Raw genomic sequence first — 27,000 nt, 5'->3', positions numbered from 1 at the left:
ATGGTGGCGAAGAACATTCGACCCCCGATCACAATTCGAACGGCGCGGCCGGACGAGTACGACGCGGTCGCCGAGGTCATAGTCGACGTCTATGTGGGTGACGGCTTCATCCCCGCAGGTAGCGACTACGCGAGCATTCTTGCGCAGACCGCCGCGCGTGCGGCTCACGCGGACATACTCGTGGCCGAAATCGACGGCGAGGTCGTCGGGACGATCACGATTGCCGCCCCGGGTTCGCGCTATGCGCCGCTCGCCTTGCCCGACGAGCTGGAATTCCGGATGCTTGCGGTCGCGAAGACCGCGCGCGGGTCGGGCATCGGTACGGCTCTTGTCCGCCGTGTCCTCGAGACGGCGGCGGACGGCGGCTATCGCGCCGTCGTCATTTCGACGATGCCCGACATGGTCGACGCGCGCCGGATCTACGACGAAATCGGGTTCGTGCACGTACCCGAGCGAGATTGGGTGCCCGAACCGGGCGTCCAGCTGACAGTAATGGCCTGTTCCGTCTAACCCAGCACCGTCGCGATGATGCCCGCGAGGTAACCGAGTCGCGCGACCTCGGACGGCCGGAAGTCCGGTCCGCCGGGGCGACCGAGCACCAGCACCTTTCCGGTCGTGCCGAGTGGCGCTGCGGCCAACTTCGTGCCCATGTCCTGCCAGATCTTCGGCACCCAGGCGGCTTCCTCGTCGAGTGCGACAGGCTTCTCGAGCGGCATCCACGGCAATTCCGCCGCGTGTGTTTCGGGCGCGCCCGAGCTGCCGACGACGCGGTAGGCACCCTGGGGGCCCATGTCGATGACTGTGCTCCAGCCGACGCGCAGCACTCGGGGTGCGCCGTCGACGAGCGTCTGCAGCCGGTCGTCCCGAGCCGTGGCGACCTGATCGATCAGTTCCAGTTCGCGATGGGTGTCGAGCATGCCCGCGTATGGCCTGATCGAGTCGACGCGGACACCGTCGAGCGCTTCGGCGGCGGTGAGCAACGAATCCGGGAGCGCGCCGGGTGCTAGCTCGACAACGAGATCGTCCACTGCGTAACCCGGACCACGTTCGACGACGTCCAGAGACAAAATGTCTGCCTTGACCGCGCCCAGAGCAAGGGCCAGCGAACCGAGGCTGCCTGGCCGGTCCGGAAGTTGCACGCGGAGCAAAAACGACACGTGCGTCCTTTCCATGAGGTCAACGAGGAGACCTGTGTCCCCCGACGCCGACAATCCTTGCATCTTCCGGTCACGATTCTCGACCTGAGCGGCTTCTGGTGATGTATTCGACAGCGGTTGTCATCTACTGGATACGCGACTGTCTCGGGGCCGAAATACGGTCACAGATCAGGTGCGGTTCACCACATCGCTAGGCTGTCTTGGTTCGGTAACTGTTCGTCGACTCAGGAAGGGGCCTTCGCGGTGCCTGCCATTTCCCGTGACGAGGTAGCCCACCTCGCCCGGCTGTCCCGGCTTGCTCTCGGTGACGAGGAACTCGATCAGCTCGCTGGTCAGCTGGATTCGATCCTGAGTCACGTGAAGGCTGTTGCCGAGGTCGCTGCCGACGACGTGCCGCCGACCGCGAACCCCAATCCGGTCACGAACGTCACGCGCCCGGATGTCGTCGTTCCGTGCCTGACGCCCGAAGAGGCGCTGTCAGGTGCTCCCGTCAGCGAAGAGGGCCGGTTCCAAGTTCCGCAGATCTTGGGGGAGGGCGAATGACCTCGGCAGATCTGACCAAGCTCGATGCATCCGACCTCGCTGCGCGCATCCATTCGCGCGAACTGTCGGCCGTCGATGTCACCCAGGCGCACCTGGATCGCATTGCCGAAGTCGATGGCAACTACAACGCTTTCCTGCACGTCGCCGGCGAGGACGCACTGAAGGCTGCTCGCATCGTCGACGATTCGCTCGCTGCCGGTGACACACCCGCATCTGCGCTTGCCGGCGTGCCACTCGCGTTGAAGGATGTCTTCACGACGACGGACATGCCGACGACGTGCGGCTCGAAGATTCTCGAAGGGTGGGTCTCGCCCTACGACGCGACCGTGACCGCGAAGCTACGCAAGGCCGGAATTCCGATCCTTGGCAAGACCAACATGGACGAGTTCGCCATGGGGTCCTCGACCGAGAACTCGGCGTACGGTCCGACCAAGAATCCGTGGGATGTGACTCGCATCCCCGGTGGTTCCGGCGGTGGTTCTGCTGCCGCCCTCGCCTCGTTCCAGGCTCCGCTCGCGATCGGTACGGACACCGGCGGTTCGATCCGTCAGCCCGCCGCCGTCACCGCGACCGTCGGAACCAAGCCGACCTACGGCACGGTCTCGCGCTACGGCCTTGTCGCGTGCGCTTCGTCGCTCGATCAGGGCGGCCCGTGTGGGCGCACGGTTCTCGACACGGCGCTGCTGCACGAGGTCATCGCCGGACACGACCCGCGGGACTCGACGTCGATCAACGTCGAAGTTCCGCCCGTCGTCGCTGCCGCGCTCGAAGGAGCGCGTGGCGATCTGAAGGGCGTGAAGGTCGGCGTCGTGAAGGAACTGCACTCCGACAGCTACCAGCCCGGCGTGATCAGCTCGTTCGACGCGGCGGTCGCCGTGCTCACCGAACTCGGTGCCGAGATCGTCGAAGTGTCTTGTCCCCATTTCGAATACGCGCTCGCGGCGTACTACTTGATCCTGCCGAGCGAGGTGTCGTCGAACCTGGCGCGCTTCGATGCGATGCGCTACGGCCTGCGGGTCGACGACGGCAACATGAGTGCCGAGCAAGTGATGGCAGCAACCCGCGCGGCGGGCTTCGGCCCGGAGGTCAAGCGGCGCATCATGATCGGCACGTATGCGCTGTCCGCCGGTTACTACGATGCGTACTACGGTCAGGCGCTCAAGGTTCGCACGTTGATTGCGCGGGACTTCGACAAGGCCTATGAGCAGGTCGACGTTCTCGTCTCGCCGACCAGCCCGTTCACGCCGTGGAAGCTAGGCGAAAAAGTGAACGACCCACTGGCCATGTATCTTTCGGACCTGTGCACGCTACCGACCAACCTCGCGGGACACTGCGCGATGTCGGTGCCGTCGGGCCTGTCCGCAGACGACGGTCTGCCGGTCGGGCTGCAGATCATGGCTCCTGCCCTCGCCGACGACCGGCTCTACCGCGTCGGCGCGGCGTACGAGGTTGCGCGGGGGCCGGTTAGCTGAAGGTGCTCCGCTCCGTGCGCGGTTGGCGAGTCTATGGACTCTCCAACCGCGCATGGGCGTAGCGAATGAACGGCCCGGCGTCGGCCCCGGCTTCCGAGCCGGTCCGGCGTTGTTCCAACGCTGATTCGACTACCTCTTTTGGCGCGCCCAGGGCGATAGCACGCTGTCCCGCCAGCGATTTCCCTAACCACTGACCCGTCTCGACGCGAACCAGACTCCGGCATGCGTTGAGCACGGCGTTCGAATAGTCCAGGCCCGCACTGTGTTCCGCGTGCCAGCGGAGCGAATCAACGACAGCTGCGCGTAGGTCGGATTCGGTCAAGCGCCCGAACACCTCTCGCGCCGGCGGCCCTACCAGCGCAACACCGCGCTGCGCGACGATGTCGCGGTCGAGCGCGTACCAGAAGAGCCCGTCCGCCGGGTCACGTTCCGCAGCAGCATAATTCACGTGATAGGACATGTGGGGTCCGTCGTTGAGTTCGAGTTCGAACGCGGGGGCCAGCAGTCCATGCCCGACGGCGTCGGCACGATACACAACGAGTTCCAACCCGCGAGTCGGACACCGAAGTGCCGAGTGCCGCAACGATTCGACCATCGCATGCTTCTCGGCAGCGGTCATCGACCGGCGCACCGCCATCGCGACATCGATGTCGCTGCGCCCGGGCAGGTAGTCGTCGAGCGCGAGCGAACCGGTCAGGTATACCCCCAACAGATTCGGCCCTCGCGCCCTGGCGACGAGTTCATCGAGGTACCGCTGCGCTGCCGTATCCACGCCTGCACACTAGGCGCAACCGGTCAGTGCCGTGCCTTGATCGGTGCCGTAGCGGTGGCCGTGGCCCGCCGGCGCGTCGAGGGCGCCGAGTAGATCGACCGTGGTCTGAACGAAGCTGACGACCGGAAGCCATTGCGGTGCAGGCGCGTCCACTCGCACATGGTCGAGTGCCGGCGGCTCGAACAAGAGGCTCGGTGACCACCGAACGACCGGATCCGACGAGTTCGCCAGCACCGTAGCTCCTGTCGTGTCGACGGACCCCGCCGGCGGACCCGCCCACAATGCCCCGCAGGTTTCGCCGGCACGGGCGTGCAACGCCGCCGCGCCGCCGACGGAACCGAGGCTCTGGCCGTAGATGTACAGCTTTGGCCGCTGGTCTGCGGGTATGGCAGCGATCCGAGCTGCGACGGCTGTGTACAGGGCCTGGGCGGCGGCTTCGGATTCTGCGCGCCCGAACAGGAACGTCGCCCAACTGGGTGCATACGAGTACTGGACACCGACCACCGCGACGTCGTCCGCGAACCGCCGCTCGAAGCCGGTGACGGCATTGGAGTCGATCCAACCCGATCCGGTTGGAATTGCGACGACTACGTTGGAGCGCAGGAGTCCGCCGGAACGTTCCAGTTCCCGGATGGCAAGAGCCACCCGAGAATTCAGGTCCGGCGCGGAATCGATTCCTGCGTATACACGGACGCTCGCCACGTCGGATCCCGAAGCGACGAATTTGCGGCCTTCCGCTCCCAGGGTTTCCCAGGCCGCAAATGACCGTGGACTTCCCGAACGGTTGCTCGACAATGGTTGCACCACAGCCGAATCGAGCAGCGCACTGCTCGTCCGGTAGGCTGCCTGGCGCGAATCGACGACGGCGGGAATCGCGACGAACCACGCCGCGAGTCCAGCGACGACGAGAACGGCAGCGCACCGCAAGGGCCCGAGCCGGCGGACGAACCACGCCACCGCGACCGAGCAGCCGTACAGCACGGCGACGATAAGCGATGCTCCGGCAACGACTTCCAGCCAGTAGGCGGGACCGACCGGCGGCATGTCCATCGCGGACCGCAGGCCATCCTGCCAGCGGTCGGCAGCAACTACGGACCACCCGATCCCGATAGCGCCCAGAGCTGCGACGGCCGCCCGCGCGGGTCCCGGCTTCCGGCGTGCACCGAGGAACCGGCCGGCGACGCCGGCGCAGGCCACACCGAAAGTCACCAGCACGCCGGTGAGCACAGCTTGCAGGGGTGCGCTGCGTGGAAGTAGTCCTGGTGCAAGGGAAATGGCCGCCAGGAGCGTGACAGCCACGGTAGTTTCCGATCGTGGCAGGGCTCTTGTCAGATCGATGTCGAGTGGCCGGAACCGAATGCCGGCAATGGCGCTCACGCCGTGCCCGGTTCCAGCGCAAGTGCGAACCTGCTCGCCCGCCGTGGTCGTAACACCCACGCCAGTGCGAGGCACGCGGCACCCAGTGTGCCCGCGGCGACATACGTCCAGACCGGCTCCGGACCCGGCGTCGAATAGCCCTGTCGCCACGAATTCACGTCGACGAATCCACCCGCAATGTGTGCCATCGCATGGCAGCCCACGCGCGCAGCCATCCCGGTACGCGTGTCGCATGCGGAGTCGAATCGTTCGCCCAGCTTCGCGTCGACAGCCTCGCGCGCCCACGGACCCAGCGGCTCACCCGTCAGATCCGCATAGCGCAGCAGGTCGTAGCCCAGATCGTGGGCCTTGCAGACGCCGTCGAACTCGACAGGGAGCGTGACCGGTGAGGAGCACTCGCCCTCGGGGTTGGCCAGCATGCCGTCGACAACAGCAGGTCGATAGCCGAGCACCGCCGAAAAGTCGGCCGGAATTGCGTCGAGGGGTGTGTCGGTAGTGGTCAGAGCCTCGATCGCGTGCGCGGCCTGCCCGGTGCGGGGCTCGGCAGCGCCGGTTGCGTCGGCTGTCGGGGCGAGTGTCATGGCTGCTGTAGCAAGCACGGCGGCTGCTGCGAAGCGCCGCCCCCAATCGGTTGTTCGCATGTGAGGCACGCTAAGTACCGCGGTTACGCAGGCACATCACCCTGCCGAACCGAGGTCGCCTGTGGGACTAGCCCTGCGGTCAGGGCGCGATATCACCCCTGGGTATGACGACAGCCGGTGTCGCGGCTTCCTAGTGTCGATGCCGTGGGTAGGAACAAGCGGGTAATGAAACAGGCAGCCAGGGTTGCGAAACCGCACGTGAAGCGGGTGACGTGGAGTCAGTGGCTCGACATTGCAATCGTGCTCGTGACGATCACGCTGTACTCCGTGGCGTGGCCGACCTTGCACGTGACACATGACGTTCCGGCGCCGGCGCAGCCGGTCGTTGCGGCACTGGCGGCGGGCCCATTTCTGCTGATCCGCTGGAATCCTGCGCTGGGCTGGGCGATCTCGGCGCTCTCGGCGCTGATCATTCCGGTCGCATTCGCGTCGCAACCCGGCAACGACATTCCCTGGCAGGTCGTACATTTCCTCGTCATTCTTCCCCTGCTCTTCGTCGTGAGCATGCGGGCGCCGATACCGATCGTCGGTGTCGCATGGCTGTCGACCGTGCTTCTGTTCGCGGCGAATTTGGGTCCCGACCAAGTGGTCGGCTGGTTCGTAGCGCTGACGGCCTACGTAGTGATCGGCCTGCTGATCCGCTGGCTTGTGTTGTCGCGGCGGCAGTTGGCCAAGCAGGAAGAGGTCAGCGAGCTGGAACGCACACGACGGACCATCCTCGAAGAGAAGGCCCGGATCGCTCGTGACCTGCACGACGTAGTCGCGCATCACATGTCGCTCGTCGTCGTGCAGGCACAGAGTGCGCCCTACCGGGTTCCCGACGTATCGCCCGCTGCGCGAGCCGAATTCGAGTCGATCGGCGCAACGGCGCGCGAAGCGCTGAACGAGATCCGCGGCATGCTCGGTGTCCTGCGCAGCGACGGTCAGGCAGCCGAGCACGCGCCGCAGCCCGGGACCGGACAGATCGAGGAACTGCTGGAAACGGCCCGACGGGCGGGCGTTCCGCTCCGCTGGACGGTCCACGGCGAACACGAACAGCTCTCGGACGCAACAGGTCTGGCAGTGTTCAGAATCCTCCAAGAATCTTTGTCCAACGCATCCCGGCACGCGCCCGGGGCGCCGGTGGAGGTCGACGTCGAGTATGGAATGTCGCTCGTATCGATGAACGTGAGCAACGGACCGTCGTCGGTGGTCGCGACACCGCACAGCCGCAATGGCGGGAGCGGCATCGAGGGCATGCGCGATCGGGCGCTCTCTGTCGGCGGGTTGCTCACCGCGCAACCGCGCAACGATGGCGGGTTCGAGGTGACTGCCCAACTGCCCGTGACGACCAGCACCGTGCCCGGTCTCGCGAGCTGGACGGCATAGGGTGGGCGGGTGGCTGAAACTTCCCTGGGTCGCCCGGTGACCGTATTCATCGCAGACGATCAGGCCATGGTTCGCCAAGGTTTCGGTGCGCTGCTCGCCGCGCAGCCCGACATCAGCGTCATCGGCGATGCTCCGGACGGGCGTGTGGCCGTCGCCGAGGTCAAACGGTTGCGACCCGACGTCGTGCTGATGGACGTGCGGATGCCGGAAATGAACGGGTTGGACGCCGCGCGCGCGATCCTGGCAGCGGGATTCGATCCACCGGTGCGCGTACTGATGCTGACCACCTTCGATATCGACGACTACGTCTACGAGGCGCTCAGCATCGGTGCGAGCGGGTTCATGCTGAAGGATGCGCCAGCCGAGGAGTTGGTGCGTGCCGTCCGCGTCGTCGCCGAAGGTCAAGCCCTGCTGGCACCCACGGTCACTCGCCGCCTGATCGCCGACGTCACCAAACGCCGTGCCGTACCGCGGGTGAATTCGAACGTCTTGTCCGCGCTGACCCCCCGCGAGCGCGAGGTGCTGGAACTGATCGCCAAGGGGCTTTCGAACTCGGAGATCGCGTCGTCGCTGTTCGTTGCCGAGCAGACAGTGAAAACGCATGTCGGCAAGGTGCTGTCGAAACTGAACCTGCGTGACAGGGCGCAAGCGGTCGTCCTCGCGTACGAGAGTGGCCTCGTAACTCCCGGCTGATCAGCGCGCAGCGGTGCAAAGTAGCAAGATGGGGCACATGCGTATCGGAATGCTCACCGGTGGTGGCGATTGTCCCGGCCTCAACGCGGTGATTCGTGCCGTCGTCCGAACTGCGAACGGTCGCTACGGCGATTCGATCGTCGGATTCCAGGACGGCTGGCGCGGTCTGCTCGAGGATCGCAGGATCTACATGCAGAACGACGACCGCACCGATCGGCTGCTGACAAAGGGCGGCACCGTGCTCGGTACGGCGCGAACGCATCCCGACAAGCTCAAGGCGGGGATCGAGCAGATCAAGCAGACGCTCGACGACAACGGCATCGACGTGCTGATCCCGATCGGTGGCGAAGGCACCCTGACCGCGGCGCACTGGCTGTCCGAGGAGGGTGTGGCTGTCGTCGGCGTACCGAAAACGATCGACAACGACATCGATTGCACCGACGTGACTTTCGGCCACGACACCGCGCTCAGCATCGCGACCGATGCCATCGATCGGCTGCACACGACGGCGGAATCGCATCAGCGTGTGATGCTCGTCGAGGTCATGGGCCGGCACGCGGGCTGGATTGCGCTGCACGCGGGACTGGCGTCCGGCGCGCATCTCACGCTCGTGCCCGAGGAGCCGTTCGACGTCGATGCTGTCTGCAAGATGATGAAAAAGCGCTTCCAGCGCGGTGATTCGCACTTCATCTGCGTGGTCGCGGAGGGTGCTCACCCCGACCCGGAGTCGATGACGCTGCGAGAGGGCGGCATCGACGAGTACGGCCACGAGCGATTCACCGGCGTCGCACAGCAATTGGCGGTCGAGATCGAGCGGCGGATCGGCAAGGAGGTCCGCACCACGGTCCTCGGGCATGTGCAGCGTGGTGGCAAGCCGACGCCGTACGACCGCATCCTCGCAACCCGCTTCGGATTGCACGCCGCCGAGGCCGCGCACGCGGGCCACTTCGGCAACATGGTGGCGCTGCGTGGCACGAAGATCGAACTCGTTCCGTTGGCCGACGCGGTGAAGCAATTGAAGAAGGTTCCCACCGATCGGTATCAGGAGGCGTCGGCCTTCTTCGGGTGATCAGGGCGCACAGTATTCTTTTCGCATGACCGCTTCCACCGTCGAACTGCTCGACTATGCCGATGTCCTCGCCACCTACGAGCCTGTGCTCGGCATGGAAGTTCACGTCGAACTCGGTACGAACACCAAGATGTTCTGCGGCTGCCCGACGGAGTTCGGTGCCGAGCCCAACACCCAGGTCTGTCCTGTCTGTCTCGGGCTCCCCGGGTCGCTTCCCGTCGTCAACCAGGCGGCAGTGGAGTCGGCCGTCCGCATCGGACTGGCCCTCAACTGCACGATCACGCCATGGGGCCGGTTCGCGCGCAAGAACTACTTCTACCCCGATCAGCCGAAGAACTACCAGATCAGCCAATACGACGAGCCGATCGCCACCGAGGGCTACCTCGATGTCGTGCTCGACGACGGCACCACATGGCGTGTCGACATCGAGCGTGCGCACATGGAGGAAGACACCGGTAAGTCGTTGCATGTCGGTGGTGCGACCGGTCGCATCCACGGCGCGAGTCACTCGCTGCTCGACTACAACCGCGCGGGCGTCCCGCTCGTCGAGATCGTCACCAAGACGATCTCCGGCGCAGGGGAGCGTGCGCCCGAGGTGGCGCGCGCCTACGTCACCGCGCTGCGGGACCTGTTGAAGGCTCTCGGTGTTTCGGACGTGCGGATGGATCAGGGGTCGCTGCGCTGCGACGCCAACGTGTCGTTGATGCCGATCGGCTCCACCGAACTCGGTACCCGCACCGAAACCAAGAACGTCAACTCGCTGCGCAGCGTCGAGGTCGCTGTGCGCTACGAAATGCGCAGGCAGGCAGCGGTTCTCGCAAGCGGCGGCGAAGTGATTCAGGAGACCAGGCACTTCCAGGAGGTCGACGGAACGACCTCTCCCGGTCGGCGCAAGGAAACCGCCGAGGATTATCGCTACTTCCCGGAGCCCGATCTCGAACCGGTGGCGCCCGACGCCGAATGGGTCGAGAGCCTACGCTCGACGATTCCCGAAATGCCGTGGTTGCGGCGCGCCCGAATTCAGGAGGACTGGGGGCTTTCCGACGAGGTAATGCGCGATCTAGTCAACACGGGTGCGCTCGACCTGATCATTGCAACCGTCGACGCGGGCGCACCGGCAGCGGCCGCGCGATCCTGGTGGGTCTCCTACCTTACGGAGAAGGCGAACGAACAGGGCGTCACCCTCGACGGGTTGGCGATCAGCCCCGCGCAGGTCGCGAAAGTTGTTGCGCTGGTCGAGGAGGGCAAGCTCAACAACAAGGTCGCCAAACAGGTCGTCGATCACGTACTTGCGGGTGAAGGCGAACCGGACGAGATCATCGCGGCGCGTGGGCTCGGAGTCGTTCGCGACGAGACCGCGCTGAAGGTCGAGGTCGACAAGGCGTTGGCGGCCAACCCCGACATCGCCGAGAAGATCCGCGGCGGGAAGGTCGCGGCCGCGGGCAAGGTCGTCGGCGATGTCATGAAAGCAACTCGGGGCCAGGCCGACGCCGCCCGCGTTCGTGAACTCGTTCTCGAAGCGTGCGGCGCTGCCTAGCTGCTAGTCCGGTCCCTCGCCGCCGCCGGGTCCGCCGAACGGAATGATGACGACGCGGTCGTCGTTCGGCCCCGGCTGGCCGCCGGTTTTGTTGACGGTCGCCGCCCACGCCGTACCGTCGGGTCCGATTGCGGCGCCGCCCAGTTGGCCGTACTGATCCTGGGCGACCAGGTTCGGTGCCGTTGTGATCGCACCGCTTTCGTCGACGGTCAGAATTGCCGCAGCCCTGCCGAACGTCAGCATCACCGCAACGCGGCCGCCACCGGCCGCACATCCGGCGACGCCCGGGCGGTCCGCCCAGGTCCATGCCGGAGCAGGCGCGGGCACCCCGTCGGTGATCTTCTGGAGTCGGTCCTCGGTCGGCGTGCGATCTGTGACCCAGACAACCCCGCCGCCTTGCGGGCAGAGGTCGCCGGCCGCGCCGATGCCGGACATGACAACCTGCGGTGGCGGCTGCGATCCCGGCGGTCCGACGGAGGGATTGTCGATCCGGAGCAACTTCCCGGCGAGTGAGTTGGGGTCGTTGGCTGCCGCTGGGTCACCCGCATCGCCGGTCAGCACGAGCAGCTCGGTCGGGCTGACGAAGTCGAGCGCGCCGTTGTTTCCGCGTTCGCCCTTCGGTATCCCGGTCAGCACGTCCTTCGGTGGATCGCCGTTGCTCGTCAGCCGGACGACGCGGTTGTCGTAGGGCGTCGAAATGTAGGCGAAGATGATTCCGTCTTCGGTGTAGGTCGGCGACAGTGCCAGATCGAGCAGTCCGCCATCGAACGAACCGTCGACCTCGACGCGGGCGACCTCGAGCGTCTTCTGTTCCAGCGCAATGACCTTCATGATGCGGCCGGTCCGCCGTTCGGCGACGAGTGCGGTGACACCGTCCGGCAACACGACGAGACCGCCCGTCGTGTCGAGGCAGGTAGCAACGACGCTCTCGTCCGGGTCGACACACGGGCCGGGTGTGCGCGGCGGCCGTGTGGGGCGTGGCGGCTTCGGCGACGTTCGATCCGAACCCGAGAACGTGGGTTCCGGGCTGAACGGGCTCGACGCACTGTCGTCGAATCGGGCGCATCCGGGCAGTGCCAGGACAAGCAGTGCCAGCGACACCAGCGACACTGCGACGGCGAGTCTTCGCCGCACGCGGCCACTGCGGGGCCGCGCCCCTGAAACACCCAACGTCATGGTTCTTCACGTTACGGAAACGCGGCGACTCGCGCTCACAAGGGTCGTCGTGCAGGATTGCTCTGGGACTGAATCGGCGCGTCGGGTTGCAAAGTGAGCGTCGATAACGATTCGGCAACTAAGCTCGCGTGCGTGACTGAAAAGCCCGAAAACCAGTCAGGTGCAACAGACGCCGCGGCGCGGCCGGCAACAGGCAGGTCGGCTGGGAGTCCGTACGACAGCCCGACCGAAGAGATCGCCGTCGGGCGCACGACCGTCCCACGTACAGACGAGGATCTTTCCATCGACGCCACCTCGCAGTTGCCCACGTATCGCCCCAACCTCGGCAAGCCGGTCGAGCAACCGGCCTACGTGCCGACGCCGATGGAGATGGAAGACGACGGCCCGCCGCAGAAGTACGCGTTCGAACCCGAGCACACCGTGCCGCCCGCCGCGACTGCCGGTACAGGCGCGCGAGCCGGTGCGCGCAAGCGCGCCCGCGCGATCGAGGACGACACGAAGGGCCGCGGCACACTCGACCTCGGCCTGCTGATTCTGCGGCTCACGGTCGGCGGCATATTCCTGTTCCATGCGTTGCAGAAGCTGACCGGTTGGTGGAACGGTCCGGGACTCGACGGCGTCGAAAAGGGTCTCAGCAGCGGTGGTTGGGACCAGCCGAAGCTGATGTCGATCCTGTTGACGGTCGGCGAGCTCGGCGGCAGCATCCTGCTGATCCTCGGCCTCGCAACGCCGCTGGCGGCCGGTGCGGTTCTGGCAATCATCATCGACGCGTGGTTGGTCAAGCAGGCCGGTACGCCCGGGCTGCAGTTCAGCGGTGATCAGGGCGTGGAGCTCGAGACGCTGCTACTGGGCGCCTCGGCTGGCTTGATCCTGACCGGACCGGGGCGGATCGCGCTCGACGGCAGGCGGGGCTGGGCAACCCGGCCGGCGGCAGGTTCGTTGCTGGTGCTCGTCGCCGCCATCATCGCGGCGGCCTGCACATGGGTCTTCCTGCACGGCGGCAACCCGTTCATCTAGGCGTCGAGCAGTTGCGCCAGTCGTAGTTTGGCGATGCTGCGCAGTTCGCGTTCGATGATGCGTTGCTCGGCCGCGGGGTCGTTGGTCAGACGTTCATCGAGCCGGGCGAGGATTTCCTCGGCGTGCAGCCCCGTCGCGCTGATCAGGAACACCTGCCCGAACTTGGCCTCGTAGGCATGGTTGCCTTCTGTGAGCCGATCTTTGACGGCCGGGTCCGTCGCATCGACGCCCGACTGCTCGGATCGCGACATACGAGCGTCGGCGTCGCCGCCGGATATTCGGTCCCCGATGCGCGGATGCCGTTGCAGCGCACGCGCGATTTCGTCGGGTCGAAGGGGGCTGGAAGCAGAGTCGACCTGTTTCATCAGAGCACCGCGGTCGGCATACGGTCGTGCGGCGAGGATGTCGTTGACCCAACGCGGTACGTCGAGGCACGTCACCAGTGAGTGGGCGGAAGCCCCGGCATCCGCAACGTTGAACCGCTCGAGCCCGATGTCGCGGTTCGCATTCATAGCGTGAGGGTGCGGCGGTGGACGTCGGTTGTCAAGGCTCCGGCCGACGAGCCGCAACGTCAGCAGCCAAATGCAACGACTGCAGTCGTTGCGGCTGGCTGAAGTGGTTGTGTTTCAGGTTCTGCGTCCAATGTCGAACGCGCGCTCCAGTTTGGCAACAACGATTTTGGGGTCGGCCAGATGACTCCAGTTCCAGCGTGCGACAGCGGCACCGGTGCTTCGAATGTCGTCCTCGCGCCACTTTTCCTCGATGAGCGCTTGCTCGGTGGTCTGGCCAGGCCTGAGGAGATCGGTGTATTTGCCGTGCCCGTCGAACTCGCCGACCGTGCAAAACTCCTCGAAAAAGAAGTCGCCACGCGCGATCGCCACGCCGGACGAATCGAAGATGACCCGCTGCAGATCGGGCTTCGGAAGGTGCGCGCGATGAATCAGCACACGACTTCTGGATTCTCCTACTGATTCGCTGCGTCCGTCCATGAACGCGATTGCACGTGCGGCACGGCTTGCACCGTTCAAGTGAGCCACCGCGCCGAGTGATTCCGCCAACTCGTCCGGCGTCACCAACTGCCTGTGAAGTGCGGAATCGCCGAGCACGACGGCCTTTTCGAATACTTCGGTGCGCGCGTAGTCGACGACAGTCCGAGCCACCGTGGTGACCGCGAGTCCGTCGACCAACGTCACGTCCGTCGGTTCGAGCGAAGCGATGTGGGTATGGCGCCGTGGTGAGACACGACCCCCCGATTTCGCGTCGAGCGTGACATGCACGCGCGCGAGCAGAGGGTTCCAAAGAGCGAGCGCGTGTAGCACGGCGGCAGACACGTGACTGATCACCACCGGTTTTTTCGACGCCCGGGCGATCGCTTGCGTCAGCCAGCGGTGGTGAGTGACCGAGTCCGACCGATCAAGGTCGTCCGGTCGAACGAAGGCGCCGCGGCATATCGCCTGCAACTCACCGCGTCGTCTCAGGCGTCGGAGTTCGGCGTCGTTCACGCCCAGCTGCAATGCATCTCGCCGCAGGTACACCTTGAATGCGTCGTCGTCCATGGTTCGAGCCTGCCGTCATCCGGAATCGATGTCAGGTCCGAAAACAAATCTGTGGACAAGTAGCGCCCTGTGGATAGTTAATGGTACTGAGGTACCAGTTTTGAACCGAGACGCGCGTCTTTCAGTCATACGCGACAACTGCAGTTGTCGCGTATGACTGAAAGACGTTGCGTGACCGGGCGACCTGCGTGGGCCAGCCCTACGGCACCCGGCGAACCGCACCTTTGTCGGCGGAGGTGGCAAGTGCCGCGTACGCGCGCAGTGCGGTGGTGACGACGCGCTCCCGGGCGACAGGCTTCCAGGGGCGTTCGGCCGCTTCCATTTTCGCTCGCCGTTCGGCGAGGACGTCGTCGTCGACCAGTAGTTCGAGTTTGCGCGTGACCACGTCGATCACGATCTGGTCGCCATCTTCGACGAGTCCGATCGTTCCGCCGGCTGCCGCTTCGGGCGAGATGTGCCCGACCGAGATGCCCGACGAACCACCGGAGAACCGGCCGTCCGTAATGAGTGCACATTTGCGCCCGAGGCCAGACCCCTTCAGGAATGCCGTGGGATGCAGCATCTCCTGCATACCCGGACCGCCAGCGGGGCCTTCGTACCGGACGACGAGCACCTCGCCGGGCTGAATTTTCTTGCCGAGGATGGCACTGACGGCTTCTTCCTGGGATTCGACAACCCGCGCCGGACCCTGGAAGTTCCACAGTTCCTCGTCGATACCGGCGGTCTTGATGATCGCGCCGTCCGGCGAGAGGTTTCCGCGCAGGACGGCCAGGCCGCCCTCGACGGTGTAAGCGTGCTCGAGATCACGTATGCAACCGCCCGCGGCATCGATGTCCAGCGACGACCACCGGTTCTCCGTGGAGAACGGCTCGATCGTGCGGACCCCGCCGGGTGCCGCGAGGAACAGTTCGATCGCTTCGCCGGACGCCTTGCCCGACCGGATGTCCCAGGTGTCGAGCCACTCGTCGAAGCTCGCCGTGTGCACGGTCGAGACGTCGGTGTCGAGCAGTCCGGCGCGGCGCAGTTCGCCGAGGATTGCCGGGATTCCGCCTGCGCGGTGGACGTCTTCCATGTGGTAATCGGAGTTGGGGGAGACCTTCGACAGGCAGGGAACCTTGCGGCTGATCGCGTCGATCTCGGCCAGGTCGAACCCCTCGACCTCGCCCTCCTGCGCCGCGGCGAGCACGTGCAGGACGGTGTTGGTAGAACCGCCCATCGCGACGTCCAACGCCATCGCGTTACGGAATGCCTTGGGCGAAGCGATGTTTCGTGGTAGCACGGACTCGTCGTCGTCGCGGTAGTAGCGGAGCGCCGCCTCGACGACCGTGGTTCCGGCGCGCTCGAACAGCGAGCGTCGCGCGGCATGGGTCGCGAGCGTGGATCCGTTGCCCGGCAACGCAAGTCCGAGCGCCTCGGTGAGGCAGTTCATCGAGTTCGCGGTGAACATGCCCGAACACGATCCGCAGGTCGGGCACGCACTGCGTTCGACCTCGGACAACCCGTCCTCGGAAACATTGTCGTTGGCGCTCGCCGAGATTGCGGTGATCAGATCGGTCGGTGCCTGCGCGACGCCACCAACGACGACCGCCTTGCCTGCTTCCATCGGTCCACCCGACACAAAGACGGTCGGAACATTCAGGCGCAGAGCAGCATTCAGCATTCCCGGCGTGATCTTGTCGCAGTTCGAGATGCAGACGAGCGCGTCGGCGGTGTGTGCGTTGACCATGTACTCGACCGAGTCGGCAATGATCTCGCGGCTGGGCAGGGAGTAGAGCATGCCGCCGTGGCCCATCGCGATGCCGTCGTCGACGGCGATGGTGTGAAACTCACGCGGGACACCGCCGGCAGCACGCACGGCTTCGGCGACGATCTCGCCGACGTTCTTCAGGTGCACATGGCCGGGTACGAACTGCGTGTACGAGTTCGCGATCGCGACGATCGGCTTTCCGAAGTCCGAGTCCGTCATACCGGTCGCGCGCCAGAGTGCGCGTGCGCCTGCGGCGTTCCGGCCGACGGTGGTGGTGCGTGAGCGAAGCGGTGGCATGCCCGAAACGCTACCCGCGGTCGGTATCTGCTTCCGAATCCTTTTCCGGGGCGACGGCCGTCGGGGCGGCGGCGAACGGGTCGGGGATGCGGCCGCCGGATGCCTGCGCGAGGTCGCGAAGCCGGTCGAAGCTGACCGCGGGCAACGGCACCTCACCGCCCTCGACGAGATCTGCCCGAGCCCACCCGCGCTTGGGAATCCGCAGTCCCTTGATCTCGGTCCAGTCGAGGTGGCGTTTGCCGAACAGGGTGCGCAGGTCGAGTCCGTCGTCGGTCACCACTGTGCGCGTACGGACCACCCATACGGCCGCGACGATCGGGACGAGGAGAAGCCAACCGAACAGTGCCGGCCAACCGAGAACCGGAAAGCTCACGCAGAACAGGAGCATCGCTGCGCCGAGCAGGCCGAGTCGCGGAAACCGGATCACGCGGCGCTCGGTGTGCAGAGTGTCGGGCGCGGTGTGGGACGATTGTGCTGGTGGCACGGACTGATGCGGTGATGACACACCACCATCCTCGCATTACAACAGATCACTCCCACATAATGGGACAGCGTGGTCACAGGTTTGACTCTTGTGCATCTACGCGCATACCGTCGAGCGCGTGAAACGAAACGAGTCGCTCGTAATCGGCAGGCGCGTCGCTGCGTAAGCCGGTTATTCCAAACTCGCAAGCACGACGCGCCACCCTCGAACAGCACACGCTGTCGAGGGCTTTTTGCTGTTTAGGCGCTTGTTTCCACCGTCAGTTCGTCCAGATCCAGATCCGTAAGGGAGCACGAAAGTGAGCGCACCCACCGCCCGACCGGGACCGACGACCCGTAGGTCGACGCCACCGGTTGGTCAACCGACCGCTGCGGCAACTGCCGCGCCGACGGTAAATCGTCGTCAACTCGCGCCGGAGCGCGTAACTGGCGCGCAGTCGGTGGTCCGTTCGCTCGAAGAGCTTCAGGTCGAGACGGTCTTCGGCATTCCGGGCGGCGCGATCCTGCCGCTGTACGACCCGCTGTTCGATTCCAAGAAGGTCCGCCACGTCCTCGTGCGGCACGAGCAGGGCGCCGGACATGCGGCGACCGGCTATGCGCAGGTCAACGGCAAGGTCGGCGTGTGCATGGCCACGTCGGGGCCCGGCGCGACGAACCTGGTCACGCCGCTCGCGGATGCCTACATGGACTCCGTGCCGATGGTCGCGATCACCGGCCAGGTGCCTCGCGCGATGATCGGCACCGACGCTTTCCAGGAAGCCGATATCTCGGGCATCACGATGCCGGTGACCAAGCACAACTTCCTCATCACCGACGGCGCCGACATCCCGCGCATCCTCGCCGAGGCGTTCTACCTCGCCGCGAGCGGCCGCCCCGGTCCGGTGCTCGTCGACATCCCGAAGGATGTGCTGCAGGCGCAGACGACGTTCTCGTGGCCGCCGGAAATGCGGCTGCCCGGCTACCGTCCGGTCACCAAGCCGCACGGCAAGCAGGTCCGCGAAGCTGCCCGATTGATCATGGACGCGAAGTCGCCCGTGCTCTACGTCGGCGGCGGCGTCATCAAGTCCGACGCCTCACCGCAGTTGCTGGAGCTGGCCGAACTCACCGGCATCCCCGTCGTGACGACGCTGATGGCACGGGGCGCGTTCCCCGACAGCCACCAGCTGAACCTCGGCATGCCCGGCATGCACGGCACCGTCGCCGCCGTCGGTGCCCTGCAGAAGAGCGACCTGCTCATCACGCTCGGTGCGCGCTTCGACGACCGTGTGACCGGCCGGCTGGACTCCTTCGCACCGCTGGCCAAGGTCATCCACGCCGATATCGACCCGGCCGAGATCGGCAAGAACCGGCACGCCGATGTCCCCATCGTCGGTGACTGCACAGAGGTCATCGTCGAGCTGATCGAAGCGATCCGCGCCGATCAGGCGACCGGTTCGAAGATCGAAATCAGCAAGTGGTGGGAGTACCTGGAAGGCGTCCGCAAGCAGTACCCGCTCGGCTGGGACGAGCCGACCGACGGCATGCTGTCGCCGGAATTCGTCATCGAGGCTGTCGGGCGGCTCGCCGGACCCGACGCGGTCTATTGCGCCGGTGTCGGTCAGCACCAGATGTGGGCCGCGCAGTTCATCAAGTACGAGAAGCCGCGCACGTGGCTGAACTCGGGCGGACTCGGCACGATGGGTTACGCAGTGCCCGCTGCGATGGGCGCCAAGATGGGCAAGCCCGAGGCCGAGGTCTGGGCGATCGACGGTGACGGCTGCTTCCAGATGACCAATCAGGAACTTGCGACCTGTGCAGTCGAGGGAATCCCGATCAAGGTTGCGCTGATCAACAACGGCAACCTGGGCATGGTCCGGCAGTGGCAGACGCTCTTCTACGAGGAGCGCTACTCCAACACCAACCTGTCGACGCACTCGCTGCGTATCCCGGACTTCGTCAAGCTCGCAGAAGCCTTGGGCTGCCACGGCATTCGCGTCGAGAAGGAAGAAGACGTCGAAGCGGCGATTCGTGAGGCGCAGGCCATCAACGACAAGCCCGTCGTCATCGACTTCATCGTCGGCGCCGACGCACAGGTGTGGCCGATGGTTGCGGCCGGCACGAGCAACGACGAAATCATGGCGGCCCGGGGCATCCGCCCACTGTTCGACGACGACGAACTGGTCTCCGAACCTGCCGTCATTCACGCCGCGATGGATCACGCCGCCAAGGAAGGAAACAAGTGAGGACGAGCCACACCCTCAGCGTTCTCGTCGAAGACAAACCGGGTGTCCTTGCCCGTGTCGCATCGCTCTTCTCGCGCCGTGGTTTCAACATCGAGTCGCTGGCAGTCGGTGGTACCGAGCTCCCCGAGGTTTCGCGCATGACGATCGTCGTGACGGTCGAGGACTCGCCGCTCGAGCAGGTCACCAAGCAGCTCAACAAGCTGATCAACGTGATCAAGATCGTCGAGCAGGACGACGACACCTCGGTCGCACGCGAACTGATCCTCGTCAAAGTGCGCGCGGACGCGACCGTGCGCACCCAGGTGATCGAAGCCGCAACGCTTTTCCGCGCCAAGGTCATCGACGTGTCGCCGGATGCGTTGACGGTGGAAGCGACCGGAACACGGTCGAAGCTCGATGCGCTGCTGCGCATGCTCGAGCCCTACGGGATTCGCGAGATCGTCCAATCCGGCGTCGTTGCAGTCGGCCGCGGACCGAAGTCCATTACGGCAACGCGTTAACTTACTTAGAACTGAACTAGAAGGGAACCAATAAAAGTGGCAGTCGAGATGTTCTACGACGACGACGCCGATCTGTCGATCATTCAGGGCCGCAAGGTCGCTGTGATCGGCTACGGCAGCCAGGGGCACGCGCACTCGCTGAGCCTGCGTGACTCGGGCGTCGAGGTGAAGATCGGCCTCAAGGAGGGCTCGAAGTCGCGCGCAAAGGCCGAGGAGCAGGGCCTTGCTGTCGGCACTCCCGCCGAGGTGGCCGAGTGGGCCGACGTGATCATGCTGCTGGCACCGGATACCGCGCAGGCCAAGATCTTCACCGAGGACATCGAGCCGAACCTGAAGGACGGCGACGCGCTGTTCTTCGGCCACGGCCTGAACATCCACTTCGGTCTCATCAAGCCCGCCGCGAACATCACGGTCGGCATGGTTGCGCCGAAGGGACCGGGTCACCTGGTCCGCCGCCAGTTCGTCGACGGCAAGGGCGTGCCCGCGCTCATCGCGGTCGCCCAGGATCCCAACGGCACCGGCGAAGCGCTTGCGCTGTCCTACGCGAAGGGCATCGGCGGCACGCGCGCCGGCGTCATCAAGACGACCTTCAAGGAAGAGACCGAGACCGACCTCTTCGGCGAGCAGGCCGTCCTCTGCGGCGGCACGGAGGAGCTGGTCAAGACCGGTTTCGACGTCATGGTCGAGGCCGGTTACGCGCCGGAGATGGCCTACTTCGAGGTCCTGCACGAGCTGAAGCTGATCGTCGACCTGATGTACGAGGGCGGCATTGCACGCATGAACTACTCGGTCTCCGACACGGCCGAGTTCGGTGGCTACCTGTCCGGTCCGCGCGTCATCGATGCCGGCACCAAGGAGCGCATGAAGGCGATCCTCGCCGACATCCAGGACGGCACCTTCGTCAAGCGTCTCGTCGCGAACGTCGAGGGCGGAAACAAGGAACTCGAAGGTCTTCGCAAGGAGAACGCCGAGCACCCGATCGAGGTCACCGGCAAGCAGCTGCGCGACTTGATGAGCTGGGTCGATCGCCCGATCACCGAGACCGCCTGAGGGGCTACGCCGCGTGCGCGGTTAGAGAGTCTATAGACTCTCCAACCGCGCACTGGCGCGCAGCGCCCTTTCCTTTTACCTATGACCGGGGAGTTTCCTAACGTGAGCCAGCCAGGCCGCCCTATTGTTCTGATTGCCGACAAGCTTGCTCAATCCACCGTCGAGGCGCTGGGTGACGGCGTCGAGGTGCGTTGGGTCGACGGACCCGATCGCGAAGCACTGCTTGCCGCGGTGCCCGAAGCCGATGCGCTGCTCGTCCGCTCTGCTACGACGGTCGACGCCGATGTACTCGCCGCCGGCACGAAGCTCAAGATTGTTGCTCGCGCTGGCGTCGGACTCGACAACGTCGACGTCCCGGCCGCCACCGAGCGTGGCGTCATGGTCGTCAACGCGCCGACCTCGAACATCCACACCGCAGCAGAGCACGCGGTCACGCTGATGCTCGCTGCCGCCCGCCAGATCCCCGCCGCTGACGCGACGCTACGTGAACACACGTGGAAGCGAAGCAAGTTCAACGGTGTCGAGATCTTCGGAAAGACCGTCGGTGTCGTCGGCCTCGGCCGGATCGGTCAGCTGTTCGCTGCCCGCCTCGCCGCATTCGAGACGCACATCGTCGCTTACGACCCATACGTATCGCCCGCGCGCGCCGCGCAGCTCGGCATCGAACTGCTGCCGCTCGACGAGCTGCTCCAGCGCGCCGACCTCATCTCCGTCCACCTGCCGAAGACGCCCGAGACCAAGGGCATCATCGGCACCGAGGCGATCGCGAAGATGAAGCCGGGCGTAGTGATCGTCAACGCTGCCCGCGGTGGCCTCGTCGACGAGGCCGCACTTGCCGCTGCGATCAAGAGCGGCCACGTCCGCGCAGCCGGTCTCGACGTGTTCGAGACCGAGCCGTGCACCGACAGCCCGCTGTTCGAGCTGCCCGAGGTCGTCGTCACACCGCACCTCGGCGCGTCGACCAGCGAAGCGCAGGATCGCGCGGGTACCGATGTCGCGAAGTCCGTATTGCTGGCGCTCGCAGGCGAATTCGTGCCCGACGCGGTCAACGTGTCCGGTGGTGCGGTCGGCGAGGAAGTGGCACCCTGGCTAGAAATCGTGCGCAAGCAGGGCGTTCTGCTCGGTGCGCTGTCGAAGGAACTGCCGGTCAGCCTTTCTGTCGCCGCACTGGGCGAGCTCGCGTCCGAAGATGTCGAGATCCTCAAGCTTTCGGCCCTGCGCGGCTTGTTCTCCGCAGTGATCGAGGACGCAGTCACGTTCGTGAATGCGCCGTCCCTCGCCGCGGAGCGTGGGATTTCTGCCGAGGTCACGAAGACCTCGGAGAGCCCGAATCACCGTAGCGTCGTCGACGTTCGCGCGGTCTACGGTGACGGAACGGTCGTAAACGTGTCCGGCACGCTCACCGGTCCGCAGCAGGTCCAGAAGATCGTGAACATCAACGGCCGCAACTTCGATCTCCGCGCCGAGGGCCTCAACCTCACGATTCATTACCCGGACCAGCCAGGTGCGCTCGGCAAGATCGGCACCCTGCTCGGCGAGGCCGGCGTCGACATCCAGGCTGCACAGCTGAGCCAGGATGCCGAAGGCTCCAAGGCGATCATTCTGCTGCGCGTGGATCGCGAAGTTCCCGAGTCCGTCGAGAAGGCGATCGCCGACGCTGTCGGTGCCGACCTGATCGAGCTCGTCAACCTGGCCTGATCGCCGCACCCTATCGCTGCAAACCCCAAGTGAGGCAATCGCTATGAAGCTCGCCGTCATTCCCGGCGACGGAATCGGTCCCGAGGTGATCGCGGAGGCGCTGAAGGCGTTGCGCGTCGTGGAGCCGAACGTCGAGACCACCGAATACGATCTCGGCGCTCGGCGCTACCACCGGACCGGCGAATTGCTACCGGATTCGGTGCTCGACGAGTTGCGTGGTCACGAGGCAATTTTGCTCGGTGCGATCGGTGATCCGTCCGTGCCGAGCGGTGTGCTCGAGCGCGGGCTGTTGCTGCGCGCCCGATTTGCGCTCGATCATCACGTGAACCTGCGGCCCTCACACCTGTACGCGGGTGTGACGGGTCCGTTGGCGGGCAATCCGCCGATCGATTTCGTCGTGGTGCGCGAGGGGACCGAGGGTCCCTACACGGGCACCGGCGGTGCAATCCGCACGAACACACCGCACGAGGTCGCCACCGAGGTCAGCACGAATACGCGATTCGGCGTGGAACGTGTTGTGCGCTATGCCTTTGCGAAGGCGATGACGCGCCGTAAACACCTCACCCTGGTGCACAAGACCAACGTTCTGACGTTCGCCGGCTCGCTGTGGCAGCGCACGGTCGACGAGGTCGGGGCCGAGTTCCCCGACGTCGAGGTTGCCTACCAGCACATCGATGCGGCGACCATCCACCTCGTCACAGACCCGAAGCGTTTCGATGTCATCGTTACCGACAACCTGTTCGGCGACATCATCACCGACCTCGCCGCAGCCGTTTCCGGTGGTATCGGCTTGGCTGCGAGCGGCAATATCGACGCGACCGGTACCAACCCGAGCATGTTCGAGCCGGTGCACGGCAGTGCACCCGACATCGCGGGTCAGTCTAAGGCGGATCCGACAGCAGCGATTCTGTCTGTGTCGCTTCTGCTTTCGCACCTGGGCAAGGACGACGCGGCTGCGCGGGTCGAGGCTGCAGTAGCCGCCGACCTCGCCTCCCGCACCCCGGGCGCGCAGGGCAGCACCACAGAGGTCGGCGACCGGATCGCTGCCGGCCTGTAGTCAGTCGCCAGGATCCGAGGGGACCAGAGGCACCGCCGCGGCAGCGATCACGGCGGTGACCGCGAACATGGCGGGGAAACTGGTGACGCTGATCAGCGCGCCGAACAGCGGCGGTACTGCCGACGACGCCAGGTTCTGGCCGGTGTTTTGAATTCCGAGTCCGCGGCCGCTCCAATACGGTCCGGCAATTTCGGCGACCGCGGTGAACGCAAGGCCGTTGTCGGCGACGGTCACGACCGACGCGATCACCAGCAGGGGGATCGCGACGACCAGCCAGCCCAGCCAGTCGGTGAAGGCGAGCGCTGCCATCGTCGCGGTCGCGGCGATGGCGACGTAGCGCAGTGGCCGCATTCGGCTTCGCAGCCAGTCCGACCACGCGCCCGCACCGATTCTGCCGAACGCGCCCAGCAGTTGCGTGACGGTGACCAACGCGCCTGCGGCGCCGACAGACCAGCCGTGATCCTCGGTCAACCACACGAGCGCGAAAGTCCAGACTGTCGCCTGGGGGATGACCAGCAAGATCGATACAGCGTGGATACGCCACAGTGTCGAGCTGGCGCGATAGGGGTTGTTCAGCAGACCGGATTCGGCTGCCTCGCGCGTGGAAGGTCGTGTTGGGTCCACGATTCCGATCGCACAGCCGATCGCGGCGATGCCCGCGAGGGCGGCGGACACCAGCAATGCTGCCGGAACCCCCTGTGCGGCAGCGACTGTCGGAATGGTGATGGCACCGATCGCGACTCCGAGCGGTTGTGCCATCTGTCGGATCCCCATGGCGAAGCCTCGTCGATGTGCGGGAAACCAGCCGACCACCACACGACCGCTCGCGGAATTCGAACTGGCAGCCGCCATCCCGCCGAACAGCAGGAACGCGCCCAGCGCGAGATATGACGTCGTCATGACACCTGCGACGGCCGCTGCCGTAACGAGTGTGAGGCCGGTGACCAGCACCCGCTTTTCGCCGATCTTGTCCACGACTGCGCCCCAGGCGATCAATGCCAGCACGATTCCTACGGTCGGCATGGCGACCAACAGACCCGCGCGAGCGAGGCTGAGCCCTTCGTCCCGTAGCGCGGGTATGAGAAACGCGGCGCCGTGCACGAAGAGCGAACTCGACGACTGAGCGGTGACGCCGAGGCCGAGCATCGTCCAGCGATGCGCGGTGGTCACGTCCCGTTCTGTCGTCGTCATGTTTGATCATCTCACTATGTGGGCACTGCATCTCGAATGTTGGATACGTTGCCAGGATACTCCAACTTCCGGGACTGCTCGACCGAATATCGGGGACTAATCCCCTGTCGATAGACTCCCGATATGCGCTTAGGTCGAATTGCCAGCCCCGATGGTGTCGCGTTCGTCAGCATCGAAGGCGACGGTGACAATCAACTTGCACGCGAGATCGCGGAGCACCCGTTCGGCAACCCCACCTTCACGGGGCGGACATGGGCGCTGCCCGACGTCAGGTTGCTCGCTCCGATCCTCGCGAGCAAGGTCATCTGCATCGGTAAGAACTACGCCGCACACGCGGCCGAGATGGGTGGCGAGGCGCCGAAGGATCCGGTGATCTTCCTCAAGCCGAGCACGTCGATCATCGGTCCGAACGCGCCGATCATCCTGCCGCGCAACAGTAGTCAGGTGGACCACGAAGGCGAACTCGCCGTCGTCATCGGGCGCCCCTGCAAGGACGTGCCCGCCGCAAAGGCTGCCGAGGTAATCCTCGGTTATACGGTTGCCAACGACGTGACCGCGCGTGATCATCAGCGCCACGACGGACAGTGGACCCGCGGCAAGGGCTACGACACCTTCTGCCCGCTCGGCCCGTGGATCGAGACCGCCATCGATCCCACCGATCTGGAGCTCGTCACCGAGCTCGACGGTGCAGTCAAGCAACGCAGCCGCACTTCGCTTCTGCTGCACGACATTCCGAAGCTGATCGAGTGGGTGTCGGCTGTGATGACGCTCTTGCCGGGCGACGTCGTTCTCACCGGGACCCCGGAGGGCGTCGGGCCGGTCGTTGCCGGGCAAACCGTTTCCGTAACCATCGAGGGAATCGGCACGCTGTCCAATCCAGCCGCCGATAAGAAAGTGCAGTGATGTCACAGTCCGAGGTACGCGTTCGCTTCTGCCCGTCGCCGACGGGTACGCCGCATGTCGGCTTGATTCGAACGGCGCTGTTCAACTGGGCTTTTGCCCGGCACAACAAGGGCACCTTCGTGTTTCGTGTCGAAGACACGGACGCGTCGCGCGATTCCGAGGACTCTTATCAGGCTCTTCTCGATGCACTGAATTGGCTCGGTTTGACCTGGGACGAGGGTCCGCAGGTCGGCGGACCGTACGAGCCCTACCGGCAGTCACTGCGTCGCGACCTGCACCTCGACGTCGTCGAGCGGCTGCTCGAGGCGGGGGAGGCGTACGAATCCTTCTCGACGCCAGCGGAAGTGGAGGCCAGGCACAAAGCCGCGGGCCGCGATCCCAAGCTCGGCTACGACAATTTCGATCGCGACCTCACAGCCGAGCAACGCGCGAAATACCGCGAAATGGGTGTGGCGCCCGTCGTGCGCCTGCGCATGCCAGATCATGATCTGACCTGGAACGACCTCGTCCGTGGCGAGACGACCTTCAAGGCTGGAGTCGTTCCCGACTTCGCGCTCACCCGCGGTAACGGCGATCCGCTCTACACGCTCGTCAACCCTGTCGACGACGCATTGATGAAGATCACACATGTGCTGCGCGGCGAGGACCTGCTGTCCTCCACACCAAGGCAATTGGCGTTGTACGAGGCCCTGCAGCGAATCGGTGTCACGAATTTCACACCGGAGTTCGGGCACCTGCCGTTCGTCATGGGTCAGGGCAACAAGAAGCTGTCCAAGCGTGACCCCGAGTCGAGCCTGTTCGTCCACCGCAATCGGGGCTTCATCCCCGAAGGACTCTTGAACTACCTCGCCCTGCTCGGCTGGAGCATCGCCGACGATCACGATGTCTTCTCACTCGGCGAGATGGTCGACGCGTTCGACATCACGACGGTGAACTCGAATCCGGCGCGGTTCGACCAGAAGAAGGCCGATGCCATCAACGCCGAGCACATCCGGTTGCTGGAGCCGGCCGACTTCGCCGCCCGCCTACGTGCGTTCCTCACTGCTCAGGGCCATATCGGCGACGTCGACGACGCCGTCTTCACGACTGCTGCCGAACTGGTCCAGACCAGGATCGTCGTGCTGTCGGATGCGTGGGACCTCCTGAAGTTCCTCTTCGTCGGCGACGATGCATTCGAGGTCGACCCCGCCGCGGCCGCGAAGAACCTCGGACCGGACTCGGCGCCCGTCCTGGATGCGACCATCGCGGCGCTCGAAGGGATCGAGGAGTGGACGGCAGAACCCCTCGAAGCGGCCCTCAAAGCGGCGCTGATCGACGGACTCGAACTGAAGCCACGAAAGGCCTTCGCGCCAGTCCGCGTTGCCGTAACGGGCAGCCACATCAGTCCGCCGCTGTACGAGTCGATGGAACTCCTCGGCCGTGGGTCCACGATGGCAAGACTCAGGGCGGCCAGAGCGGCTGTCGACGCCTGAAA

General features: G+C 65.3%; 25 protein-coding genes. 15 read left to right on the top strand and 10 right to left on the bottom strand.

Annotated elements, in window-relative coordinates; all coding sequences use genetic code 11:
- Nucleotides 1-3 precede the first annotated feature (3 nt).
- Nucleotides 4-510, top strand: a complete 507-nt coding sequence (locus JGU72_RS02025; protein ID WP_374101061.1) for a GNAT family N-acetyltransferase — start codon at nt 4-6, stop codon at nt 508-510.
- Here JGU72_RS02025 and JGU72_RS02020 read toward each other — a convergent pair.
- A complete protein-coding gene (locus JGU72_RS02020) occupies nt 507-1,157 on the bottom strand; it encodes an ACT domain-containing protein (RefSeq protein ID WP_199682075.1) in 651 nt (216 codons plus the stop codon). The two genes, JGU72_RS02025 and JGU72_RS02020, sit on opposite strands and share 4 nt — an antisense overlap.
- Nucleotides 1,158-1,400: 243 nt before the next feature.
- Between JGU72_RS02020 and gatC the strand changes: the two genes are divergently transcribed.
- Together gatC and gatA are read left to right on the top strand one after the other, a co-directional pair.
- Nucleotides 1,401-1,700 (top strand): Asp-tRNA(Asn)/Glu-tRNA(Gln) amidotransferase subunit GatC, encoded by a 300-nt coding sequence (gene gatC, locus JGU72_RS02015; RefSeq protein WP_199682074.1) that lies wholly within the window; start codon nt 1,401-1,403, stop codon nt 1,698-1,700.
- Complete coding sequence (gene gatA, locus JGU72_RS02010; RefSeq protein WP_199682073.1) at nt 1,697-3,172, top strand: Asp-tRNA(Asn)/Glu-tRNA(Gln) amidotransferase subunit GatA; 1,476 nt, start codon at nt 1,697-1,699, stop codon at nt 3,170-3,172. Before gatC ends, gatA begins: the two co-directional genes overlap by 4 nt.
- A gap of 31 nt (nt 3,173-3,203) precedes the next feature.
- Here gatA and JGU72_RS02005 read toward each other — a convergent pair whose 3' ends face one another.
- The 3 genes from JGU72_RS02005 to JGU72_RS01995 all read right to left on the bottom strand — a co-directional run bounded on the left by JGU72_RS02005 (nt 3,204) and on the right by JGU72_RS01995 (nt 5,962).
- Nucleotides 3,204-3,944, bottom strand: a complete 741-nt coding sequence (locus tag JGU72_RS02005; RefSeq protein ID WP_199682072.1) for an aminoglycoside adenylyltransferase domain-containing protein — start codon at nt 3,942-3,944, stop codon at nt 3,204-3,206.
- Between the two features lie 9 nt (nt 3,945-3,953).
- Nucleotides 3,954-5,243, bottom strand: a complete 1,290-nt coding sequence (locus JGU72_RS02000; RefSeq protein WP_307828265.1) for an alpha/beta-hydrolase family protein — start codon at nt 5,241-5,243, stop codon at nt 3,954-3,956.
- Between the two features lie 74 nt (nt 5,244-5,317).
- A complete protein-coding gene (locus JGU72_RS01995; RefSeq protein WP_199682071.1) occupies nt 5,318-5,962 on the bottom strand; it encodes a hypothetical protein in 645 nt (214 codons plus the stop codon).
- A 165-nt stretch (nt 5,963-6,127) separates the two neighbouring features.
- On the opposite strand from JGU72_RS01995, the gene JGU72_RS01990 reads away from it, so the two are divergent.
- The 4 genes from JGU72_RS01990 to gatB are packed head-to-tail and all read left to right on the top strand — an operon-like array spanning nt 6,128 to nt 10,629.
- On the top strand, nt 6,128-7,330 hold the full coding sequence (locus JGU72_RS01990; RefSeq protein WP_199682070.1) for a sensor histidine kinase: 1,203 nt from the start codon (nt 6,128-6,130) through the stop codon (nt 7,328-7,330).
- 9 nt (nt 7,331-7,339) lie between these two features.
- Entirely contained in the window at nt 7,340-8,023 is a 684-nt protein-coding gene (locus tag JGU72_RS01985; RefSeq protein WP_307828264.1) for a response regulator transcription factor, read from the top strand.
- A 37-nt stretch (nt 8,024-8,060) separates the two neighbouring features.
- Complete coding sequence (locus JGU72_RS01980) at nt 8,061-9,092, top strand: ATP-dependent 6-phosphofructokinase (protein ID WP_199682069.1); 1,032 nt, start codon at nt 8,061-8,063, stop codon at nt 9,090-9,092.
- A gap of 25 nt (nt 9,093-9,117) precedes the next feature.
- A complete protein-coding gene (gatB, locus tag JGU72_RS01975; RefSeq protein WP_199682068.1) occupies nt 9,118-10,629 on the top strand; it encodes an Asp-tRNA(Asn)/Glu-tRNA(Gln) amidotransferase subunit GatB in 1,512 nt (503 codons plus the stop codon).
- Nucleotides 10,630-10,632: 3 nt separating this feature from the next.
- Here gatB and JGU72_RS01970 read toward each other — a convergent pair whose 3' ends face one another.
- On the bottom strand, nt 10,633-11,805 hold the full coding sequence (locus tag JGU72_RS01970; RefSeq protein WP_199682067.1) for a PQQ-dependent sugar dehydrogenase: 1,173 nt from the start codon (nt 11,803-11,805) through the stop codon (nt 10,633-10,635).
- A 132-nt stretch (nt 11,806-11,937) separates the two neighbouring features.
- Between JGU72_RS01970 and JGU72_RS01965 the strand changes: the two genes are divergently transcribed.
- A complete protein-coding gene (locus JGU72_RS01965) occupies nt 11,938-12,822 on the top strand; it encodes a DoxX family protein (protein WP_199682066.1) in 885 nt (294 codons plus the stop codon).
- Here JGU72_RS01965 and uraD read toward each other — a convergent pair.
- The 4 genes from uraD to JGU72_RS01945 form a co-directional block, all read right to left on the bottom strand.
- Complete coding sequence (uraD, locus tag JGU72_RS01960) at nt 12,819-13,334, bottom strand: 2-oxo-4-hydroxy-4-carboxy-5-ureidoimidazoline decarboxylase (protein WP_199682065.1); 516 nt, start codon at nt 13,332-13,334, stop codon at nt 12,819-12,821. The genes JGU72_RS01965 and uraD overlap by 4 nt on opposite strands.
- A 114-nt stretch (nt 13,335-13,448) precedes the next feature.
- Nucleotides 13,449-14,378, bottom strand: coding sequence for a hypothetical protein (locus tag JGU72_RS01955; protein ID WP_199682064.1), 930 nt, complete (start codon nt 14,376-14,378; stop codon nt 13,449-13,451).
- 199 nt (nt 14,379-14,577) lie between these two features.
- Complete coding sequence (gene ilvD / locus JGU72_RS01950) at nt 14,578-16,422, bottom strand: dihydroxy-acid dehydratase (protein ID WP_199682063.1); 1,845 nt, start codon at nt 16,420-16,422, stop codon at nt 14,578-14,580.
- Nucleotides 16,423-16,432: 10 nt separating this feature from the next.
- Nucleotides 16,433-16,927: a PH domain-containing protein gene (locus JGU72_RS01945; RefSeq protein ID WP_307828263.1), complete on the bottom strand. Its 495-nt coding sequence runs from the start codon at nt 16,925-16,927 to the stop codon at nt 16,433-16,435.
- Between the two features lie 277 nt (nt 16,928-17,204).
- On the opposite strand from JGU72_RS01945, the gene JGU72_RS01940 reads away from it, so the two are divergent.
- From JGU72_RS01940 to JGU72_RS01920, 5 genes are all read left to right on the top strand, one after another.
- Nucleotides 17,205-19,127 (top strand): acetolactate synthase large subunit, encoded by a 1,923-nt coding sequence (locus JGU72_RS01940; RefSeq protein ID WP_199682062.1) that lies wholly within the window; start codon nt 17,205-17,207, stop codon nt 19,125-19,127.
- Entirely contained in the window at nt 19,124-19,627 is a 504-nt protein-coding gene (gene ilvN, locus JGU72_RS01935) for an acetolactate synthase small subunit (protein WP_199682061.1), read from the top strand. Before JGU72_RS01940 ends, ilvN begins: the two co-directional genes overlap by 4 nt.
- Before the next feature lie 48 nt (nt 19,628-19,675).
- On the top strand, nt 19,676-20,677 hold the full coding sequence (gene ilvC / locus JGU72_RS01930) for a ketol-acid reductoisomerase (RefSeq protein ID WP_199683140.1): 1,002 nt from the start codon (nt 19,676-19,678) through the stop codon (nt 20,675-20,677).
- A gap of 102 nt (nt 20,678-20,779) precedes the next feature.
- Nucleotides 20,780-22,375 (top strand): phosphoglycerate dehydrogenase, encoded by a 1,596-nt coding sequence (gene serA / locus JGU72_RS01925; RefSeq protein WP_307828262.1) that lies wholly within the window; start codon nt 20,780-20,782, stop codon nt 22,373-22,375.
- Between the two features lie 43 nt (nt 22,376-22,418).
- Nucleotides 22,419-23,432 (top strand): 3-isopropylmalate dehydrogenase, encoded by a 1,014-nt coding sequence (locus JGU72_RS01920; RefSeq protein WP_199682059.1) that lies wholly within the window; start codon nt 22,419-22,421, stop codon nt 23,430-23,432.
- Here the strand turns inward: JGU72_RS01920 and JGU72_RS01915 are convergent, their stop codons facing one another.
- Nucleotides 23,433-24,623: an MFS transporter gene (locus JGU72_RS01915; RefSeq protein ID WP_199682058.1), complete on the bottom strand. Its 1,191-nt coding sequence runs from the start codon at nt 24,621-24,623 to the stop codon at nt 23,433-23,435.
- Nucleotides 24,624-24,746: 123 nt separating this feature from the next.
- On the opposite strand from JGU72_RS01915, the gene JGU72_RS01910 reads away from it, so the two are divergent.
- Entirely contained in the window at nt 24,747-25,526 is a 780-nt protein-coding gene (locus JGU72_RS01910; RefSeq protein WP_199682057.1) for a fumarylacetoacetate hydrolase family protein, read from the top strand.
- Nucleotides 25,526-26,998, top strand: a complete 1,473-nt coding sequence (gene gltX, locus JGU72_RS01905; protein WP_199682056.1) for a glutamate--tRNA ligase — start codon at nt 25,526-25,528, stop codon at nt 26,996-26,998. The genes JGU72_RS01910 and gltX overlap by 1 nt, the downstream gene beginning before the upstream one ends.
- The last annotated feature ends 2 nt before the right edge of the window (nt 26,999-27,000 follow it).

The sequence above is a fragment of the Antrihabitans auranticaus genome (assembly GCF_016481275.1).
Taxonomy (GTDB): Bacteria; Actinomycetota; Actinomycetes; order Mycobacteriales; family Mycobacteriaceae; genus Antrihabitans.
The sequence above is the reverse complement of the archived record's forward strand: the minus strand, read 5'-3'. Positions and strand labels throughout refer to the sequence as shown.

Excerpts from the sequence above, each read along its gene's own strand:
- gatA (WP_199682073.1), top strand. The coding sequence starts at position 1,697 with ATGACCTCGGCAGATCTGACCAAGCTCGATGCATCCGACCTCGCTGCG.
- JGU72_RS01995 (WP_199682071.1), bottom strand. The coding sequence starts at position 5,962 with ATGCGAACAACCGATTGGGGGCGGCGCTTCGCAGCAGCCGCCGTGCTT.
- JGU72_RS01990 (WP_199682070.1), top strand. The coding sequence starts at position 6,128 with ATGAAACAGGCAGCCAGGGTTGCGAAACCGCACGTGAAGCGGGTGACG.
- JGU72_RS01980 (WP_199682069.1), top strand. The coding sequence starts at position 8,061 with ATGCGTATCGGAATGCTCACCGGTGGTGGCGATTGTCCCGGCCTCAAC.
- gatB (WP_199682068.1), top strand. The coding sequence starts at position 9,118 with ATGACCGCTTCCACCGTCGAACTGCTCGACTATGCCGATGTCCTCGCC.
- JGU72_RS01970 (WP_199682067.1), bottom strand. The coding sequence starts at position 11,805 with ATGACGTTGGGTGTTTCAGGGGCGCGGCCCCGCAGTGGCCGCGTGCGG.
- uraD (WP_199682065.1), bottom strand. The coding sequence starts at position 13,334 with ATGAATGCGAACCGCGACATCGGGCTCGAGCGGTTCAACGTTGCGGAT.
- JGU72_RS01955 (WP_199682064.1), bottom strand. The coding sequence starts at position 14,378 with ATGGACGACGACGCATTCAAGGTGTACCTGCGGCGAGATGCATTGCAG.
- ilvD (WP_199682063.1), bottom strand. The coding sequence starts at position 16,422 with ATGCCACCGCTTCGCTCACGCACCACCACCGTCGGCCGGAACGCCGCA.
- ilvC (WP_199683140.1), top strand. The coding sequence starts at position 19,676 with ATGTTCTACGACGACGACGCCGATCTGTCGATCATTCAGGGCCGCAAG.
- JGU72_RS01920 (WP_199682059.1), top strand. The coding sequence starts at position 22,419 with ATGAAGCTCGCCGTCATTCCCGGCGACGGAATCGGTCCCGAGGTGATC.
- JGU72_RS01915 (WP_199682058.1), bottom strand. The coding sequence starts at position 24,623 with ATGACGACGACAGAACGGGACGTGACCACCGCGCATCGCTGGACGATG.
- JGU72_RS01910 (WP_199682057.1), top strand. The coding sequence starts at position 24,747 with ATGCGCTTAGGTCGAATTGCCAGCCCCGATGGTGTCGCGTTCGTCAGC.
- gltX (WP_199682056.1), top strand. The coding sequence starts at position 25,526 with ATGTCACAGTCCGAGGTACGCGTTCGCTTCTGCCCGTCGCCGACGGGT.